Here is a 17,930-nt window from a genome sequence, read left to right as displayed (position 1 = left end):
GAGCGAAGATGAGAGCGTTTGAATATCTCGAACCCGCCACGCTTGCAGAGGCCTCGGCGCTGCTGCATCGCTGTGGCGGCCGTGCCAGCGTGCTGGCCGGGGGCACCGACTTGCTCGTGCAGATCAAGGAATCGCACCGCCAGCCCTCGCACGTCATCAACATCAAGAAAATTCCCGGCATGGACGTGCTGGCGTTCCATCCGGCCGATGGCCTGCGCATCGGGGCGCTGGTCACCACGCGCGAGGTGGAAACGTCCTACGCGGTGCGCCGCCACTACGCCAGCCTGGCCAAGGCCGTCACGGACTTCGCATCGATCCAGGTACGCAACCGCGCCACGGTGGTGGGCAATGTGTGCCGCGCATCGCCATCGGCCGATTCGCTCGCGCCATTGATGACCGACCACGCGTCGGTGCATCTGTACGGCCTGCAAGGCTCGCGTTCGATGTCCGTGGAGAACTTTGTGACTGGCGCCGGCAAGACCGCGCTGGCACCCGACGAACTCGTGTCGTATATCACCATTCCCGCGCCGGCCCCGCACACCGGCAAGGCCTACATCAAGCACGGACGGCGCGTGCAGATGGAACTGGCCACCGTCGGCGTGGCCGTGTCGGTCACGGTCGATGGCGGGCATTGCACCGACGTTGGCATCGTGCTGGCCGCAGTCGGCCCCACGCCGATTCGCGCCCGACATGCCGAAGCGGTGCTGCGCCATCGCCCCGTCACCGACGCGCTGGTCCTGCAGGCCGCGCATGCCGCCATGGAAGATGCGCGGCCCATCAGCGACGTGCGCGCAAGCGCCGAATATCGCCGCGAAATGGTGGGGGTGCTGACGCGCCGCGCCATCGCCCAAGCCCTGGAGATGCTGTGATGCGCAAGCTGATCGAAGTCGATATCAACGGCGAAGTCCGCGAGCTCGCCGTGGAACCCAACAGTACCCTGCTGGACGCCCTGCGCGACGACGCCGGACTGACCGGCACAAAGAAGGGCTGCGATGTGGGCGAATGCGGGTCGTGCACGATCCTGGTCGACGGCGCGCCGATGAACAGTTGCCTGATGCTAGCCCCAGAAGCCCATGGCCGCAAGATCGTCACCATCGAAGGCATCCAGCCCGCCGCCGATCGGGTGCATCCCATACAGGAACAGTTCATGCGCTGCGGCGCCGCGCAATGCGGCTTCTGCACGCCCGGATTCATCGTCGCCATCAAGGCACTGCTCGACGCCAATCCGCAGCCAACGCGGCAAGTAATCCGCTTTGCCCTCGCGGGCAACATCTGCCGCTGCACCGGCTACACCCGGATCATCGAAGCGGTGGAACGGGCCGCCGAGGCCATGCGCCGTCCGGATGGCGACGCCGCTCGCGCACTGACGGAGAACGCACGATGACCCACGCCGTGATAGGACACAGCGTCAAGCGTACCGACCTGCTGGACAAGGTCACCGGCAACGCCAAGTACGTATCGGACATGCCGATGGCTGGCCTGCTGCACGCCAGGCTCAAGCGATGCAATGTGGCGCATGCGCGCATCGTCGGCATCGACACGTCTGCCGCTTTGGCGCTGCCGGGTGTCAAGGCGATCCTCACGCATGAAAACGTGCCGCGCGTGCTGCATGCGGGCTCGCCGCATCCGCGCTCGGCGTCGGTCACGTGCGACCAGTACATCCTGGACGACAAGGTGCGCTACTGGGGCGAAGGCGTCGCGGCCGTTGCGGCCACCAGCGAGGACATCGCGGCACGCGCCATCGAACTGATCCAGGTCGAGTACGAAGCACTGCCGGCGTATTTCACCGTGGAAGACGCAGCGGCGCCAGGCGCCGCGCTGATCCACGATCGCGAACCGGGCGGCAACCTGGTACTTCCGCCGGTCAGGATCGAACGCGGCGATGTGGACAAGGGCTTTGCCGAAGCCGACTTCATCCTCGAAGGCGTCTACGAAGGCGGCCGTCCCACGCCGGCCTACATGGAACCGAACGTGCTGACCTGCAAGTGGGACGGCAACGGCAACCTGACGGTGTGGATCTCGACGCAGACCGCGTTCATGGTGCGCGGCATCATGGCCGAGGTGCTGGGCCTGCCGCTGCACAAGGTGCGGGTGCTGGTGGACCACATGGGCGGCGGATTCGGCGCCAAGCAGGATCTTTTCCAGGCCGAGTTCCTGTGCGCGCTGCTCGCGCGCGAGACGCATCGTCCGGTACGGATGGAATACACCCGCGAAGAGACCTTCCTGGGTGGGCGCACGCGCCATCCGGCAAAGGTCTGGCTGCGGCAGGGCTTTCGCAACGACGGCACCATCACCGCGCGCGAAGCCAAGGTGGTCTTCAACTCCGGTGCGTACGGTTCGCACGGGCCCGGCGTGACCAATGTCGGCACGGCGGCCATGGTGTCGCTGTATCGATGCGAGAACATCAGGCTGGAAGGCCGCTGCGTCTACACCAACAGCCCCATTGCCGGCGCATTCCGTGGCTATGGCGTGGTGCAGACGTACTACGCGCTTGACATCCAGATGGACGAGGCCGCCGAACGACTGGGCGTCGATCCGGCCGAACTGAAGCTGCGCAACGCGGTGCGTGACGGCGATATCGCACCGTCCAATCACCCGCTCATCGGCCATGGTCTCGAAGCCTGCATCCGCAAGGGCATGGACGTGGTGGACTGGAACGTTCGCCGTGCCGAAACGCGCCAGCAGCGCGGCGTGCTCCGGCGCGGCTGGGGCATCGGCTGCGAGATGCACGGCAGCAGCGCGTATCCGGGCATCAAGGAGCAGGCCAATGCGATTGTCAAGATGAACGAGGACGGCACCGTGGTGCTGCTGACCGGCGCGGCCGGCCTGGGCACAGGCGCGCATACGGCGCTGGCGCAGATCGTGGCCGAAGAACTGGCCATTCCGTTCGAATCGGTCAGCGTGGTACACGGCGACACCGACGTCGTACCGTGGGACATCGGCGCATTCGCCAGCCACACCACCTACATGGTGGGACGCGCCGCGCAGATGGCGGCCGGCGACATCAAGACGCAGCTGCTGGCGCGCGCGGCGAAACAGATGGAAGCCGAACCGGCCGACCTCGATATCGCGAACGGCGTGATCTCGGTGCGCGGCCGCCTGGGCCCGACGATGACCGTGCGCGAAGCGGTGATGCCGCGCAAGGGCCTGCCCGCCGCACAACTGGTGGGCACCGCCACTTATCACCCCACCAAGTCGTACTCGTTTGCCGCCCATTTCGTCGAAGTGGAAGTCGATACCGAAACCGGCTTTGTCACCGTGAAGCAGGTCGTTCCCGTGCACGACATCGGCAAGGTGATTCATCCGATTGCCGCCGCGGGCCAGATCGAGGGCGGCATACAGCAGGGTATTGGTCACACGCTCTACGAGGACTACCAGATCGACATGACGACGGGCCGGTCGCTGAACGCCAATTTCGTCGACTACAAGATGCCGCTGGCCATGGACATGCCGGAGATCCACACCGTGCTGCTGGAAGCCGCGCCCGACCCGGGCGGCCCGTTCGGTGCCAAGGGCGTCGGCGAAGATCCGATCGTCGCCATCGGGCCAGCCATCGCCAATGCCGTGTTCGACGCCATCGGCGTACGCTTCCGCCACTATCCGATCAAGCCCGAGCAGGTATTGCAGGCGCTGGCGGCAAAGCGCGCGACGGAGGCCCGCCCATGAACACGACGCGCCGGCTGGTGGTAGCCATCACCGGCGCCAGCGGCGCGGCGTACGGTGTGCGGCTGCTGCAGGCACTTGGGATGATCGACGGCTGGGAAACGCACCTGGTTTGCTCGCCGTCCGGCCTGCTCACCGTGCATCACGAACTGGGCCTGCAACGCGCCCAGGTGGAAGGGCTGGCGGACGTCGTGCACAACGTGCGCGATATCGGCGCCAGCGTGGCCAGCGGGTCGTTCCGCTGCGACGGCATGGTGGTGGCGCCCTGCTCGATGCGCACACTGGCCGCCGTGGCCACCGGGCTGGCCGACAACCTAATCACGCGCGCGGCCGACGTCATGCTCAAGGAACGCCGCCGGCTGGTCTTGCTGGCGCGGGAAACGCCGCTGCACCTGGTGCATCTGCGCAACATGACCACCGTCACCGAAATGGGGGCCATCGTGATGCCGCCGATGCCAGCGTTCTATACCCATCCGCAGCACGTCGACGACATCGTCAACCACACCGTGGGCCGCGTTCTGGACCTGTTCGACATTCCGCATGAAGGCCTGCTCTCGCGCTGGGCCGGCATGCGCACCACACTTGCCGCCGTCAACGCCGAAGTCATCACCCGGGAGACACCATGAACGAATTGCATCGCCACACCCAGCCGCCGGTACCCGTCACCATCCTGACCGGCTTTCTGGGGTCGGGAAAAACCACACTGCTCAACCACATCCTGACGCAGAAGCACGGGCACCGCATCGCGGTGATCGAGAACGAGTTTGGCGAGGTCGATGTCGATTCCGATCTGGTCATGACGTCCGACGAAGAAATCTACACAATGACAAACGGCTGCATCTGCTGCGTGGTCGACGTACGGACCGATCTGGTGGCCATCCTGCGGAAGTTGCTGGAGCGTCCCAAGCGATTCGACCATATCCTGGTGGAAACCAGTGGCCTGGCCGACCCGACACCGGTGGCCGCCACGTTCTTCATGGATAACGACGTGGCCAAGCAGGTCACCCTGGACGGCATCCTGACGCTGGTCGATGCGGTGCACATCGAAGACCATCTCGACGATCCGCAGCTGTCCGGCTTCGACAACCAGGCCCTCGACCAGATCGTAGCCGCCGACCGCATCATCCTGAACAAGTCCGACCTCGTGAGCGCCGAGCGGCTGGACGCGCTGGCGCACCGGCTGCATCACCTGAACGAAGGCGCGCAGATCCTGCCGTCCAACTACGCGCAGGTGGATCTGTCGCGCATTCTCGGCATTGGCGGCTTCACGACCGGTGCCGCGCGACTGCCCGACGATGACCACGCCCATCACCACGACGCCAACCACGTCTGCGACGAACGTTGCGACCACGGCCATGACGAGAACGACCCCGCACATCGACATGATCCGTCGGTCACGTCGGTTTCGCTGGTGTTCGACACGCCGTTCGACCGCCAGCGGCTGGAACACGGGCTGCGCGCATTGCTGGCCGCGCAAGGCGACGACGTCTTCCGCATGAAAGGCATCGTGGCCGTGCACGACGACGACCGGCGGTACGTGCTCCAGGCCGTGCACCGGCTGATGGACTTCCATCCGGCAGACGCATGGGGCGACCTGCCTCGCGAAAGCAAGTTCGTCTTTATCGGCCGCAATCTCGACCGGGCGCGGCTGCAGACGCTGCTGGGCGTGTGCCAGCCCACGCCACTACCCGCATAGCACGCAGCCGCCAACGCGGCCAGACCCGCTCTGGGACCCCGCCACGATACTGGCGGGTGTTTTGATGGCGCAGCCGTCTCACGTCGGCTGCGTCATTTTTTTATCCCGCGCGACGCAGCGTGGCCGAAGGCGATTCACCGAATTCGCGCCGGTACTCGCGCGCGAACAGGCTCAGGTGCGTAAACCCGTGCCGCAATGCGATGGTCGACACCACGCCCGGGCCGGGTATCGCGCGTTGCAGGTCGGCGTGCGCCCCCTGCAGGCGCAGCACACGCAGGTATTCCATCGGCGTGGTGTTCTTGCTCTTGCGGAAGCCAAGCTGCAATGTGCGTTCGCACACGCCGCAATGGGCGGCAAGTTCCTGCATCATCACCGGCTTGTCCAGATTGGCGCGCAGGTACCGGATGGCACGACGCACATAGGCCGGCAACGATGGCAGATAGCCGCGCGGCAGCAGGCTGCCGTCCTCGCCGAAATGGTCCACCAGCAAGGTATTCAGGCAAAGCTGTTCGATGGCCGCATCGACGGCGGGCAGGCCGTGGCGGCCCTCGCGCATTGCGGCTTCGGTGCGCATCCACGTCATCAAGGCGCGCCAGCGTCCGGCGCGTTGGGCATCGGGCAACGGCTGCAATGCAAACAACATGGGGCTCGGTGGATCGAAGTGGAAGCACGCACGGAACGCATCCTCCAGCGCATGCCGCCGCACCACAACGCTGAAGCGTTCGCATCCGGCTTCCAGCCGCAGCCGCACGGACAGCGATGGCGAGAACACCCACGTGCTACCGGGCTCCATCGTGACCGATACGCCTTCGACCTCGACGTTGCACTGGCCCGAGATCACGGTCTGGATCACGTACTCGTCCTTGCCGGGCACCGGCTCCACCATCATGTCGCGCGCATAGCGCGTGGTGGCCAGGGTCAGGTGGCCGATCTGGCAGCTTTGCAGCGCCACTTCCGGGTCGGCATCGTCCGTGTGCAGCCGCGTGGGACCGAACACGCGCGCGGACAGCGCCTGCACGTGATCCAGTGCACGCGCATGGCTCGCAGTGTTCATTCTTGGTGCAGCATGATGGCCCATGGTGCAAACGGAGGGACGAACGGCAGGGAATGTGTGCATGCTAGGGAGCCATGCACGTTTCATGCAAGCTAAGGAAAACCCGCTGTATTTCGGTTCCGTGCGCCCGCCTTCGCAATGTTGCTACGCACGCGGTTGCGGGCTCGCTACCTTGGGTGCACACCCCACACGTCCAAGGCAGGAGAGAGCCATGTCAACCCCCGTCCATCCCGTCGACCAGATCCTGCCCGCGCGGGCCATGATCTCGCTGGGCTTCCAGCATATGCTGGTGAGTTATCTTGGCGCGATCGCCGTGCCGATGATCGTCGCCGGCGCGCTGAAGATGACGCCGGCGCAAACCACACTGCTGATCAGTACCGCGCTGTTCACGTCCGGCATTGCCACGCTGCTGCAAACGGTGGGCTTCTGGAAGTTCGGCGTGCGCCTGCCGCTGATGCAGGGTGTGGCGTTCGGATCGGTAGGACCGGTCATCGCCATCGGCACCGATCCGTCGCTGGGCTTTACCGGCGTCTGCGGCGCGGTGATCGGAGCGGGCGTGGTGACGATGTTCCTCGCGCCCGTGATCGGACGGCTCAAGCGGTTCTTTCCGCCAGTGGTCAGCGGCTGCATCATCACTTCGGTGGGCCTGTCGCTGTTTCCGGTGGCCTACCAATGGACTGGCGGCGGCCATGGCGCGAAGGAATTCGGCTCGCCGCTGTTCTTTATCGTCGCCTTCGGCACAGTAGCGCTGATCCTGTTCACCAACAGCCACGGCGGCCGGCTGGTGCGCAGCCTTGCCGTCCTGATCGGCCTGATGCTGGGCGGCGCGGCCGCCTGGCTCATGGGCATGGGCAACTTCGACGAAGTGGCCCGCGCGCCCTGGTTCACCATGGTCACGCCGTTCGCGTTCGGCATGCCGACGTTCCATGCCAGCGCTATCGTGACGATGGTGATCGTGATGGTCGTGCAGATGGTGGAATCGATGGGCCTGTTCGTCGCCATCGGCGACATCGTCAAGCGGCCTGTCACCGAACAGGAAGCCACGGCGGGCCTGCGCGCGAACGGTCTCGCCAGCGCCATCGGTGGCATGTTCGCCGCCTTCCCGTTCATCGCCTTCATGGAGAACGTCGGGCTGGTCATCGTCACCGGCGTGCGCAGCCGCTGGGTGGTGGCCGTGTGCGGCGTCATGCTGTGCGCCGTGGCCCTCGTGCCGAAGATCGGCGCGCTGTTCTCGTCGATTCCGGCCGCCGCACTGGGCGGCGCCACCATCGTCATGTTCGGCGTGGTGGTAGCCGCCGGCATACGCACGCTTGGCCAGGTCGACTACGAACGCGAACCCGCCAACCTGAGCGTGGTGGCCATCACGCTGGCCTGCTCGCTGATGCCCGTGATCATGCCGAACCTGCTGGAAAAGCTGCCCGCCCCGCTGCAGCCGTTCCTGCATAGCAGCGTGATCATCTCGTGCGTAGTGTCGGTGCTTCTGAATCTCGTCCTCAACGGCATTCCGGCGCGCGACGACAGCGTCGAGCCGGCCCAGCACGCCGTGGTGCCCGAACACTTTCCGGAGGTCTGAATCATGACGACGACAAGTCCGATGCTGATCCGCGGCCCCGCCGCCGTCATGACCGGCCGCGCCGGTGCCAACGCCCGGGCCGGTGCCGTGGATATCCGCATCCGCGACGGCCGCGTGGCCGAACTGGCCGCCAACCTGACGCCGCAGTCCGATGAAGCCGTGATCGACGCCACCGGCTGCGTGATCTATCCCGGCTGGGTCAACACGCACCACCACCTGTTCCAGAACCTGCTCAAGGCCGTGCCCGCGGGCATGAACGCCGATCTGCAGGAATGGCTGGCCAGCGTGCCGTATCCGCGGCTGGACCGCTTCACGCCGGACAGCTTCCGCACCGCCGTCCGGCTGGGCATGGCGGAACTGCTGCTGTCGGGCACCACCACCTGCGCCGACCACCACTACCTGTATCACCACGGCCATGGCGCCGAAACGGGCGATGTGCTGTTCGACGTGGCCGAAGAGTTCGGCATGCGCCTGGTGCTGTGTCGCGGTGGCGCCGTGCAATCGAAGGCCAATCATCCTGGCATGCGCGCCACGGCACTGGTGCCCGAAACGTTCGACGAAATGCTGGGCGACATAGAACGCCTCAAGTCGCGCTATCACGATGCCAGCCCCGACGCGATGCGGCGCGTGGTGGTGGCGCCTACCACACCCACGTTCTCGATGCCCCCCGCGATGCTGCGCGAAGTGGCGGCGTTCGCGCGCGGCATGCAGTTGCGGCTCCATACGCACCTGTCGGAAACCGACAACTATGTGCGCTTCTGCGCCGAAAAATTCCACTGCACGCCCGTGCAGTTCGTGGCCGATCACGACTGGCTGGGCCCCGACGTGTGGTTCGCCCACCTGGTCACCGTGACACCCGACGAGATCCGCATGCTCGGCCAGACGGCGACCGGCGTGGCGCACTGCCCGGTCAGCAACGCGCGGCTGGGCAGCGGTATCGCGCCGGTGCGTGCCATGGCAGACGCCGGCGTGCGGGTGTCGATCGGGGTCGATGGCGTCGCGTCGAACGAATCGGGCAGCATGGTCCACGAAGCCAATTTCGCCTGGCTGATCCATCGTGCGCTGGGCGGCGCATCGCAGACACGCGTCGAAGAGGTGATCCACTGGGGCACGGCCGGTGGTGCGCAGGTGCTCGGGTTGCCAGGCATCGGCACGCTCCAGCCGGGCCAGTCCGCCGACCTGGCCATCTACGACGTCAGCGGCTTGCGCTTTGCCGGCTTCCACGACATTGCCACGGCGCCCGTTGCGGCCGGCGAGCCAACGCCGGTGCGCGACGTGTTCGTGCGCGGCCGGCACGTGGTGCGTGACGGTGCCGTGGTCGGGCTCGACATCGAACGCCTGCGGCGCGACGCCCAGGCGGCCTTGCAAACCTTGCTGCCCTAGCCATCGCGCCCCGGGGCCGTCAACGGCCGTTACCGGCCGAGCCCCGGGTTCCGGAAGCCGGAACGGCTGTGTATCCCCCGCAGCGCTTGACGGCCCCCCGCAAACATGCGACTGTTTTATGAACATTACGTTCATTTTTGAACAGACAGGAGCATCCCATGATTCAAGGAAGGATCGGCATCAATGGCGCCGGCATTGGCGGGCTGGCGGCGGCCATTGCCCTGCGCAAGCTCGGCATGGACGTCGTCGTGTATGAGCAGGCGCCCCGCTTTGCGCGTGTCGGCGCGGACATCAACCTGACCCCCAACGCGGTGCGCGCACTGGACGGGCTCGGCATCGGCGATGCACTCCGCGAGACGGCCGCTCGCCCTACGCATCGCATCAGCCGGATCTGGGACAGCGGCGAAGAAACATCGCGCCTGGCCATGTCCGATGAAGCCGAGCGCCGCTATGGCGCCCCTCAGCTGACGATGCACCGGGGCGACCTCATGTCGGCACTCGAAGCGGCAGTCCCCGCGGCCAATGTGAAGCTGGCATCGAAGGCCATTGCGATCGTCCCGCGCGAGCGCGGTGCCACCGTGCAATTTTCCGACGGGTCCAGCGACGACGTGGACGTGTTGATCGGCGCCGACGGCATCCATTCCGTCGTGCGTCGGGCGATCCTCGGCGACGAGCATCCCACGTTCACCGGTGTCGTCGCCTACCGGGCGGTGGTGCCTGCCGAGCGCCTTGCAGGCGTTCCGAACATCGGGGCGTTCACGAAATGGTGGGGACCCGAAGCGACCAGCCAGATCGTGACGTTCCCGCTGAACCGGGGCCGCGAGATCTTTGTGTTTGCCACCGTCGCACAGGAGAGCTGGCGCAACGAGTCATGGACCACGCCGGGCCGCGTGGAAGACCTGCGTGCCGCCTATGCGGGTTTCCATCCCGATGCACGGGCGCTGCTCGACGCCTGCGACGACGTCCTTATCTCCGCGCTGTACGTGCGCGACCCACTGCCCGCATGGTCCGCGGGGCACATCACCCTGATGGGCGACGCCTGCCATCCGATGATGCCATTCATGGCGCAAGGGGCCGGCATGGCCATCGAGGACGGCGTGGTCCTGGCGCGCTGCCTCGCCGACGCCAGCACTGCCGACGTTCCCGCTGCGCTGGCGCGCTACCAGTCAGCCCGTCACGCACGTACCAGCCGCATCCAGATCGGATCGCGCGGCAATGAGTGGCTCAAGGCCGGCGGCAATGCCGACTGGGTGTACGATTACGACGCCTGGAACACGGCGCTGCACTGAGGCCGTTCCCCGTCATCGCCCGATCATTCATGCCCACGTCCGCTTCCTTGCGCAACCGCCCTTCCGAATCCGACGCCGACGCCGACGCCGCCGCCGATGCAGCCGGCGCATCGCCGCAACTGGTGACACCGGTCATGCGCGGCCTGCGCCTGCTGCGCTTCATCGCCGAGGGCGGTTCCACTGCCAACCTCAGTGAAGTGGGCCGGCGCATCGACGTCAACCGCGTGACCGTCATGCGGCTGCTCGACACGCTGGAGCACGAGGGCATGGTCGAGCGCCTTCCGCAGGGCGGCCACACGGTTGGCTTCGCGTTCCTGAAGATGGCCTCGCGCGTGCTGGCTGCCAACGACCTGACGACCTTCGCGCGGCGCATACTCGCGCAACTGAGCAGCTCGCTCAAGCTTTCGGCCTATCTCGCGGTGCCGGATGGCGGAGACGTCCTTTACCTGTTGCGCGACATGCCTGACACCGGGCTGGTGAGCAACATCCAGGTGGGAAGCCGCGTGCCGGCGCACCTGACCACCCCTGGCCGCATGCTGCTTGCCCATCTTTCCGCCGAAGAGCTGCGGGCACGGCTCGGCGACGATCCCCTGCCGACGGTCACGCGGCAGAGCCCGGCCACCCATGCGCGGCTCGCCGACATTCTCGCGGCCGACCGCGAACGCGGCTGCGCATGGAGCTTCTCGGCCTTCGAACCTGGCATTGATTCGTGCGCGGCACCCGTATGCGACGCCGGCGGCAATGTCATCGCGGCGATCAGCGTGGCGGGTCCACAGCAGCGTTTCGAAGTCGATGGCGCGTTGCGCGAACGGGCCGAGAAGGAGGTCAAGGCCGCTGCCAGGGATCTGTCGGCGCTACTGGGGTATCGCAAGCCCTAGAGGTAGAGGGCCACGAGATAACGGGCGGCGCGTCACGCTGCGCCGCCCGGCTTCAGGCTTCCATCTTCATCGGCATCGACCGATGTCGCGACCGGGTTGCCTTGTACAGCGCATGGGCCACGGCCGGGGCGACAGGCCCGAGCGAAACCTCTCCGCAGCCCTGCGGCGGACGATCGCTGTCGACGATGACGACTTCGATCTTCGGCATGTCCGACAGACGTAGCAACGGATAGTCGTGGAAGTTGCTCTGTTGCACCACGCCGGCCTTGAAGGTGATCTCGCTATTGAGCGTATTCGTCAGCGCAAAGCCGATCCCGCCCTCGATGTTGCCCCGGATCAGATTGGGATTGATGGCCCTGCCGCACTCCACCGCGCACACCACCCGCTTTACCGCGAATGACTTGCCCGCGCGCTCGAGCTCCAGCGCCATGGCCACGTAGGTCTGGAATGCCTCGCCACGGCCGGTGTAGAGATTGAACGTGAAGGCGCGTGTGACATTGGCCGCGGGCTTGCGATCCCAGTTGGCGGCCTTTGCCGCCGCGTCGAGCGTGCGCAGTGCCAACGGGTTGTGGGCCAGCAGCGCCCGCCGGTAGCGATACGGATCGATGCCGGCGGCATCCGCCATCTCGTTGACAAAGCTCTCCAGCATGAAAACGCTGGACGTCGAGCCAACACTGCGCATGAAACTCACGGGAATCGGTTGCTTCACGTCGATCATGTCGACCTTGAGGTTCGGCACGCGGTAGACGCAATCGTAGATGGCCTCCAGCATCGTCTCGTCCCAGCCACCTTGCCTGGCCATGCGCTCGGCCTTGATCACGCCATAGAGCGACTGGCCGGTCATGCGCGCGTGCATGGCTACCGGCATGCCCTTGTCGTCGAGCACCGCGCGAAAACGTCCAGAGACACCAGGGCGGTAGAAGCCATGCCGGATATCGTCCTCGCGCGAGCGGATCACCTTGACGGGCTTTCCGACCGCGGCAGAGGCGCGCGCGGCATGGATCACGAAGTCCGGCAGGAACTTGCGGCCGAAGCTTCCGCCCAGGAACGTCGTGTGCACGATCACCGTCTCGGGCTTGCGGCTGTACAGCTTGCCCAGCGCGTTTCGCACGAAGTCCTGCCCCTGGATCGGCCCCCAGACCTCGATCGCGTCATCGCGCACATGCACGGTGGCATTCACCGACTCCATCGTCGCGTGAACAATGTATGGCGTGTGATAGTCGGCCTCGACGATCCGGCCACCCGCCGACAGTACCGCGTCGGGGTCGCCAAGCCGGGTGGCGACAACCGCTTCGGGTGCGCCCAGCGCAGCCTGGCGTGCGGCCATGATGTTGTCGCTGTCCAGGTCCTTTGACGCGCCCGGGTCCACATCGATCTCCAGCGCGTCAGCGCCCTTCTTTGCGAGCCAGTAGCTTGTCGCCACGACGATCGCCGCATCGGGCGCCTGCACCACGGCCTGGATTCCCGGCATCGCCTTCACCGCATCGGCGTTACGGATGCCTGTCACCTTGCCGGTGACCGTGGGTGGCATCTTCAGGGCGCCGTACAGCATGTCCGGCACCTGCACGTCGATGCCGAACCGGGCCGAGCCGTCGACCTTGGCCGGGGTATCGATGCGCGGCAGATCCTTGCCGATCAGCTTGTGCGCGGCCTCGTTCTTCAGGCGCGGGGTCGGATTGAGCGGCAGCTTCGCGGCCTCCTCGGCCAGTTCGCCATAGGACAGCGATCGCCCCGTGGCGCCATGGTAGACGCGCCCCTTGTCGGTATGGCACTGGCCCGGGCGCACCTGCAGCCGCCTTGCCGCCGCGATCATCAGCACTTCGCGCGCCTGCGCGCCGGCAATCCGCAGGCGCTGGTAGAACAGCGTGGCGGACATCGACGCGCCCACGAACTGCTGCGGCTCCTCGTACGCCGCCCCGGTACGGTAGGCATCGCGCCCGGTGACGAACGTCACCGCGATGTTCTGCCAGTCCGCATCGAGTTCGTCGGCAAGCACCTGCGGCATGCCCGTGTAGACACCCTGCCCGCATTCGCATTGGGACAAGCCAAGCGTGATCCGGCCATTGGGCTCGATCCAGATCCAGTCGGTGATCTCGTTCGTACCATGCGGGCCGCTGTCCACGGTGCGGCTGGCCAGGACCGGCAGCGGAATGCACAGTGCACCCGCAACCGCGATACTGCCCTTGAGGAAGCCGCGCCGTGTGGCACGCATCGGCATGTCATTTTGCTGCGGCATGGATCGCCTCCCGGATGCGGTGATACGTGGCGCAGCGGCACAGGTTGCTCACGGCCGCGTCGATGTCCTTGTCGGTGGGATGTGGGTTCTGCTTGAGCAGCGCGCTGACCGCCATGACCATCCCGGACTGGCAGTACCCGCACTGCGGCACATCCTTGGCGATCCACGCCTGTTGTACCTTTGACGAGCGATCCGGGGATAACCCTTCGATCGTCGTCACGTTGCGCCCCGCCACGGCGGACACAGGCGTCACGCACGACCGCTGCGCGTGGCCGTCGACATGGACCGTGCATGCCCCGCATGCGCCGATGCCGCAGCCATACTTCGTGCCGGTGAGCCCGGCATCGTCGCGTATCACCCAGAGCAGCGGCGTATCGCCGTCGCCGGCGAAGTGTGTCGCCTTCCCGTTCAACACAAAATCCATGGTTGCCTCGCTTTGGCCTCGACAGTGCAAGAAAAGACGGCCGCATGCCACCGCGCACTGCGCGCGGTGCGGCCGGATACGACTCAATAAAGGATTGGGATGGCGCCGGCTGGGCGCCCTGGAACGATTTCCGCTAGTCCGCCGTAATGTGGTACGTGCGAATCAGCGTGGCCCACGACGCGGTTTCACTGCGAATCCGTGCCGCGAGGGCATCTGGCGTGCTCGCCACGGGCTCCAGGCCCTGGCGCTGCAGATCGGCGCGAATCGCCGGCGTGGCAAACAAGGTCTGTACGTCAACGGCAAGCGCATCGGCCAGCGGCTTGGGCGTCGCCGAGGGCAGGAGCAGCGCATACCACGAACTCACGTCGATGCCGGGCATGCCCTGCTCTGCCAGCGATGGCACATCGGGCGCCGCCGCCGACCGCTTCGATTGCGTCACGGCGATCGCGCGCAGCGCCCCGGACTGGATGAACGGCGCAAGCGTCGGCCATGTGCCGAACAGCACCGGCACCTGCCCGCCCACGACGTCGTTGACGGCCTGCGTGGTGCCCTTGTACGGCACATGCAGCATGTTCGCGCCTGCCTTGTGGTGGAACAGTTCGCCGGCCAGATGCAGGCCGCTGCCGACCCCGGGACTGGCATAGCCCAGCGGCGTCCCGGCCTGGTCCGCCTGTTTTGCCAGCGCAATCAGTTGCGGGACCGTGTGCGCCTTGACCGAAGGATGCACGGCCAGCACGTTGGGAGAACTGGCCAGCAGCGATACCGGCCGGAAGTCGCGGGCGACGTGATAGGAAAGCTGCGGAAACAGCGTTGGATTGATCGTCAGGTTGCCGGCCGGCACGACCAGCCAGGTGCAGCCGTCCCCCGCCGCGCGCCGCACCGCATCGATGCCGATGTTGCCGTTGGCACCGGGCTTGTTGTCCACGATGAGCGGCATGCCCCTGCGCTGCTGCAGCCCCACGGACAGCGTGCGGGCAAGCTGGTCGGCCGCCCCACCGGCCGGAAACGGCACCACGATCCGCACGCTCGAGCAGGGATCGGCCTGCGCTGCGCCAGCCGTGGCGAAGGCCGCCGTTGCTGCCGCTGCGCCCAGCCACCGCCGGGTCCATTGGGTTGCCTTTGCGTTGTGGCTGCGGTGCTGCATGCTGTTCCTGCCTGTCCCTTCGATCGTTACGATCGCTAGCGTCGCGTTGTCATTGGCCGGCCACCGTGCTTTCGGGCATTGGCCGGTAATCCAGCAGGCGCGACAATTCCGCTGCCGCCTCCCGCACTCTTTCCACCATCGGTTCGAGCTGGGCAGGATCGATCCGTGCTGCCGGAATCGTCGCGCCCAGTGCCGCCACCACGCGCCGGGTGCGATCGCGTACCGGCGCGGCAATGGTCGAGATACTTGCCTCGAAGAATCCCTCGTGCAGGACGTAGCCGCGCTGGCGGTCACGCTGCACCATCTCGTACAACTCCTCCACCGTGCGCGGTGTGCTTTCCGAGAACACTTCCAGCCGCGTCTCGGGATACAGTTCCCGCAGCTCCGGCAGCGTCAGGTCCTCCAGCAGCACGCGGCCCAGCACCGTGGCGTGCGCAGGCAGGCGCGTGCCCACGTTCACCGTGCTCGTGAACGGCCGGGCCGCCACGGATTTCGCCACGTACACGATCGACCGGCCATCGCGCACCACGAGATTGCACGGATAGTGGATCTCGTCGCGCAGCCGGTCCAGCAACGGCCGGCCCAGCTCGGTCAGTTCCAGCGACGCCAGGTAATCGAACCCCAGCCTCAACACCGCCATCCCCAGCCGGAACTCGCGCCCACCGTCCGTGCGCTCCACGAATCCCATCATTTCCAGCGTGGCGAGTAACCGGAACACCGTTGAACGCGGCACCTGCAGTCGCCTCGCCAGCTCCGCCGCCGACAGCGTGCGGTCCTTGCTGCTGAATTCGCCCAGCAGCCTGAGCCCGCGCTCAAGCCCCGGTACGATGTACTTGTCCTGCGTCTCCTCCGTGGGAGCGGTTGTATTCATGGTCTCTCTCTGCTTGACGTTCGGTTTGCCGATGATCAGCAAGGCATGTCGATATAACATGCTTCGCCCGTGGCCCGACGCGCGGGCACTCGGCGCTCTTCCGAACACTAGCAGATTTGTTCCATATATAAAACCAAGATCCACAACAGGAACGATTTCACTGTAAACGCCTTTGTTGATTTATCAACTTAAGGAAAACCCTGATCTTTTGCTCTTTGGATCTTTGGGCCTCGCCTCCCACGCACCGCTCGCCAAGCCACAACGCCCCGCATGCCGGGGCAGTCGGCAGCGGGGCGCAATGACAAGCGTAGGCTCACCGTTCAACGCCGGGCGGCGTCACACCTCCAGTTCTTCCAGAACCTGGCCCTTGGTTTCGATGCCGAGGAAAAACACGGTGACCGCGGCGAGCAGGGGCACTACCGCCAGCCCGAAGAACGCGGTGCTCAGATTGCCGGTGCCGATGGTCGAGGCGATGATGCCCGGCGCGAAGATCGCCGATACCTTCAGCCACGCCCCGCCCAGGCCACACCCCATGGCCCGCACGCTCGTCGGGTAAAGCTCGGGGGTATAGACGTAGGCCGTGATGAAGCCGCAGGCCAGGAAGCCCATCGCCAGCGCACAGAAGGTGGCCACCACATAAACCGACGACGCGTGGAACACGCCTGCCAGAATCAGCGACGCCGCACACAGCACGAACGACACGTTGATCACCGGCTTGCGCCCCACCTTGTCCACCACCAGCGCGCAGATCAACGACCCCACCACGCCCAGCACGGAGGCCCCTGCCGCCAGGTTCAGTGCAAGCTGCAGCGGTGCGTGGTAGATGGTTTGGTAGACCGTCGGCAGCCAGGTCGACAGCCCATACTGGATAAACCCGCAGGTGGCCCACAACATCCACACGGCAAGCGTTCGTCCCAGATAGGCCTTGCCCACCAGATCGCGCACGCGGCGGCGCGGACGGTCGCCCATCGCATCGAACCTCGACGTATCCCCGATGGGCGCCAATGGCTGCGTGGCCCGCGCTTCGAACTGGCGCAGCGCATCGTCGGCTGCGGCCATGCGGCCTTTTTCCGCCAGCCAGCGCGGCGACTCGGGAATCAGCCGGGGCAGCACGAAGAACAGCACCAGCGGCACGCCGCCGAGGAAGTACATCACCTCCCAGCCGTAGCGCGGCACCAGCACCGCGCCCAGCGCGTTCGACACCATCAATCCGATCGGGAACACGATCTCGTACAGCAGCACGAACTTGCCACGGCCATGCGCACGCGTGACCTCGTTGATGTAGGTGGCCGCCACAGGCAACTCGCCGCCCAGGCCCAGCCCCTGCACGATGCGCAGCAGCAGGAAGATCTCGAATGACGGGGCGAAGCCACACGCCAGGCTCATCAGGCCGATGATGCCGGCGCTCCAGCCAATCGAACGCAAGCGGCCAAACCGTTCGGCCAATGCAGGGAACAGCAGCGCGCCAACCAGCTGCCCCACCGACGGCGCGGCGATCAGCAAGCCGATCTGGCCAGGCGAAAGCGACCATTTCGCGATCAGCAGCGGCAGCGTTGCCGCAATGACGATCACGTCGAAGCCATCGAAGAACGTCGCCAGCCCGATCAGCAGCCGCGCACGCACATGCATCATGTTGCCGGGCATGCGCTCGATGCGCGCGACGATCTGGCCACGCGTGACCTTGGCGGCCGATGTCGTCTGGGATGTGGCGGCGGTCTC

15 protein-coding genes are annotated in these 17,930 nt (G+C 66.1%); 9 read left to right on the top strand and 6 right to left on the bottom strand.

Annotated elements, in window-relative coordinates; translation table 11 throughout:
- The first annotated feature begins 8 nt into the window (after positions 1 to 8).
- Genes AC3FJ6_RS19660 through AC3FJ6_RS19640 form a run of 5 tightly spaced genes read left to right on the top strand, consistent with a single transcriptional unit; the run spans position 9 to position 5,359 of the window.
- Positions 9 to 869 carry an FAD binding domain-containing protein gene (locus AC3FJ6_RS19660; protein WP_488773376.1) on the top strand — a complete coding sequence of 287 codons (861 nt, stop codon included), beginning with the start codon at positions 9 to 11 and terminating at the stop codon, positions 867 to 869.
- Positions 869 to 1,384, top strand: a complete 516-nt coding sequence (locus AC3FJ6_RS19655) for a (2Fe-2S)-binding protein (protein WP_488773375.1) — start codon at positions 869 to 871, stop codon at positions 1,382 to 1,384. The genes AC3FJ6_RS19660 and AC3FJ6_RS19655 overlap by 1 nt, the downstream gene beginning before the upstream one ends.
- A complete protein-coding gene (locus AC3FJ6_RS19650; protein WP_488773374.1) occupies positions 1,381 to 3,666 on the top strand; it encodes a xanthine dehydrogenase family protein molybdopterin-binding subunit in 2,286 nt (761 codons plus the stop codon). The genes AC3FJ6_RS19655 and AC3FJ6_RS19650 overlap by 4 nt, the downstream gene beginning before the upstream one ends.
- Complete coding sequence (locus AC3FJ6_RS19645; RefSeq protein WP_488773373.1) at positions 3,663 to 4,289, top strand: UbiX family flavin prenyltransferase; 627 nt, start codon at positions 3,663 to 3,665, stop codon at positions 4,287 to 4,289. Before AC3FJ6_RS19650 ends, AC3FJ6_RS19645 begins: the two co-directional genes overlap by 4 nt.
- Positions 4,286 to 5,359 (top strand): CobW family GTP-binding protein, encoded by a 1,074-nt coding sequence (locus AC3FJ6_RS19640; protein WP_488773372.1) that lies wholly within the window; start codon positions 4,286 to 4,288, stop codon positions 5,357 to 5,359. Before AC3FJ6_RS19645 ends, AC3FJ6_RS19640 begins: the two co-directional genes overlap by 4 nt.
- Before the next feature lie 100 nt (positions 5,360 to 5,459).
- Here AC3FJ6_RS19640 and AC3FJ6_RS19635 read toward each other — a convergent pair whose 3' ends face one another.
- On the bottom strand, positions 5,460 to 6,413 hold the full coding sequence (locus AC3FJ6_RS19635) for an AraC family transcriptional regulator (protein WP_488773371.1): 954 nt from the start codon (positions 6,411 to 6,413) through the stop codon (positions 5,460 to 5,462).
- A gap of 211 nt (positions 6,414 to 6,624) precedes the next feature.
- On the opposite strand from AC3FJ6_RS19635, the gene AC3FJ6_RS19630 reads away from it, so the two are divergent.
- The 4 genes from AC3FJ6_RS19630 to AC3FJ6_RS19615 all read left to right on the top strand — a co-directional run bounded on the left by AC3FJ6_RS19630 (position 6,625) and on the right by AC3FJ6_RS19615 (position 11,536).
- A complete protein-coding gene (locus tag AC3FJ6_RS19630) occupies positions 6,625 to 7,986 on the top strand; it encodes a nucleobase:cation symporter-2 family protein (protein ID WP_488773370.1) in 1,362 nt (453 codons plus the stop codon).
- Between the two features lie 3 nt (positions 7,987 to 7,989).
- Entirely contained in the window at positions 7,990 to 9,369 is a 1,380-nt protein-coding gene (locus AC3FJ6_RS19625) for an amidohydrolase family protein (RefSeq protein WP_488773369.1), read from the top strand.
- Between the two features lie 158 nt (positions 9,370 to 9,527).
- The gene (locus AC3FJ6_RS19620) at positions 9,528 to 10,658 is read left to right on the top strand and encodes an FAD-dependent monooxygenase (protein WP_488773368.1); all 1,131 of its coding nucleotides are present in this window, start codon (positions 9,528 to 9,530) and stop codon (positions 10,656 to 10,658) included.
- A gap of 29 nt (positions 10,659 to 10,687) precedes the next feature.
- Positions 10,688 to 11,536, top strand: coding sequence for an IclR family transcriptional regulator (locus AC3FJ6_RS19615; RefSeq protein ID WP_488773367.1), 849 nt, complete (start codon positions 10,688 to 10,690; stop codon positions 11,534 to 11,536).
- A 52-nt stretch (positions 11,537 to 11,588) separates the two neighbouring features.
- On the opposite strand, the gene AC3FJ6_RS19610 is transcribed toward AC3FJ6_RS19615, so the two are convergent.
- The 5 genes from AC3FJ6_RS19610 to AC3FJ6_RS19590 form a co-directional block, all read right to left on the bottom strand.
- Complete coding sequence (locus AC3FJ6_RS19610; RefSeq protein WP_488773366.1) at positions 11,589 to 13,772, bottom strand: xanthine dehydrogenase family protein molybdopterin-binding subunit; 2,184 nt, start codon at positions 13,770 to 13,772, stop codon at positions 11,589 to 11,591.
- Positions 13,756 to 14,196, bottom strand: a complete 441-nt coding sequence (locus tag AC3FJ6_RS19605) for a (2Fe-2S)-binding protein (RefSeq protein ID WP_488773365.1) — start codon at positions 14,194 to 14,196, stop codon at positions 13,756 to 13,758. Before AC3FJ6_RS19605 ends, AC3FJ6_RS19610 begins: the two co-directional genes overlap by 17 nt.
- A gap of 133 nt (positions 14,197 to 14,329) precedes the next feature.
- Positions 14,330 to 15,340 carry a tripartite tricarboxylate transporter substrate binding protein gene (locus AC3FJ6_RS19600; RefSeq protein WP_488773364.1) on the bottom strand — a complete coding sequence of 337 codons (1,011 nt, stop codon included), beginning with the start codon at positions 15,338 to 15,340 and terminating at the stop codon, positions 14,330 to 14,332.
- Positions 15,341 to 15,389: 49 nt separating this feature from the next.
- Entirely contained in the window at positions 15,390 to 16,211 is an 822-nt protein-coding gene (locus AC3FJ6_RS19595) for an IclR family transcriptional regulator (protein ID WP_488773363.1), read from the bottom strand.
- Positions 16,212 to 16,547: 336 nt separating this feature from the next.
- On the bottom strand, positions 16,548 to 17,855 hold the full coding sequence (locus AC3FJ6_RS19590) for an MFS transporter (protein ID WP_488773471.1): 1,308 nt from the start codon (positions 17,853 to 17,855) through the stop codon (positions 16,548 to 16,550).
- Positions 17,856 to 17,930: the final 75 nt, after the last annotated feature.

The sequence above is a fragment of the Cupriavidus sp. 94F1 genome (assembly GCF_057798875.1).
This window is presented reverse-complemented; position numbering and strand designations above follow the sequence as displayed.

Bases quoted from the DNA above. Each gene is read 5' to 3' on its own strand.
- AC3FJ6_RS19660 (WP_488773376.1), top strand. From the start codon at position 9: ATGAGAGCGTTTGAATATCTCGAACCCGCCACGCTTGCAGAGGCCTCG.
- AC3FJ6_RS19655 (WP_488773375.1), top strand. From the start codon at position 869: ATGCGCAAGCTGATCGAAGTCGATATCAACGGCGAAGTCCGCGAGCTC.
- AC3FJ6_RS19650 (WP_488773374.1), top strand. From the start codon at position 1,381: ATGACCCACGCCGTGATAGGACACAGCGTCAAGCGTACCGACCTGCTG.
- AC3FJ6_RS19645 (WP_488773373.1), top strand. From the start codon at position 3,663: ATGAACACGACGCGCCGGCTGGTGGTAGCCATCACCGGCGCCAGCGGC.
- AC3FJ6_RS19640 (WP_488773372.1), top strand. From the start codon at position 4,286: ATGAACGAATTGCATCGCCACACCCAGCCGCCGGTACCCGTCACCATC.
- AC3FJ6_RS19635 (WP_488773371.1), bottom strand. From the start codon at position 6,413: ATGAACACTGCGAGCCATGCGCGTGCACTGGATCACGTGCAGGCGCTG.
- AC3FJ6_RS19630 (WP_488773370.1), top strand. From the start codon at position 6,625: ATGTCAACCCCCGTCCATCCCGTCGACCAGATCCTGCCCGCGCGGGCC.
- AC3FJ6_RS19625 (WP_488773369.1), top strand. From the start codon at position 7,990: ATGACGACGACAAGTCCGATGCTGATCCGCGGCCCCGCCGCCGTCATG.
- AC3FJ6_RS19620 (WP_488773368.1), top strand. From the start codon at position 9,528: ATGATTCAAGGAAGGATCGGCATCAATGGCGCCGGCATTGGCGGGCTG.
- AC3FJ6_RS19615 (WP_488773367.1), top strand. From the start codon at position 10,688: ATGCCCACGTCCGCTTCCTTGCGCAACCGCCCTTCCGAATCCGACGCC.
- AC3FJ6_RS19610 (WP_488773366.1), bottom strand. From the start codon at position 13,772: ATGCCGCAGCAAAATGACATGCCGATGCGTGCCACACGGCGCGGCTTC.
- AC3FJ6_RS19605 (WP_488773365.1), bottom strand. From the start codon at position 14,196: ATGGATTTTGTGTTGAACGGGAAGGCGACACACTTCGCCGGCGACGGC.
- AC3FJ6_RS19600 (WP_488773364.1), bottom strand. From the start codon at position 15,340: ATGCAGCACCGCAGCCACAACGCAAAGGCAACCCAATGGACCCGGCGG.
- AC3FJ6_RS19595 (WP_488773363.1), bottom strand. From the start codon at position 16,211: ATGAATACAACCGCTCCCACGGAGGAGACGCAGGACAAGTACATCGTA.
- AC3FJ6_RS19590 (WP_488773471.1), bottom strand. From the start codon at position 17,855: ATGCCCGGCAACATGATGCATGTGCGTGCGCGGCTGCTGATCGGGCTG.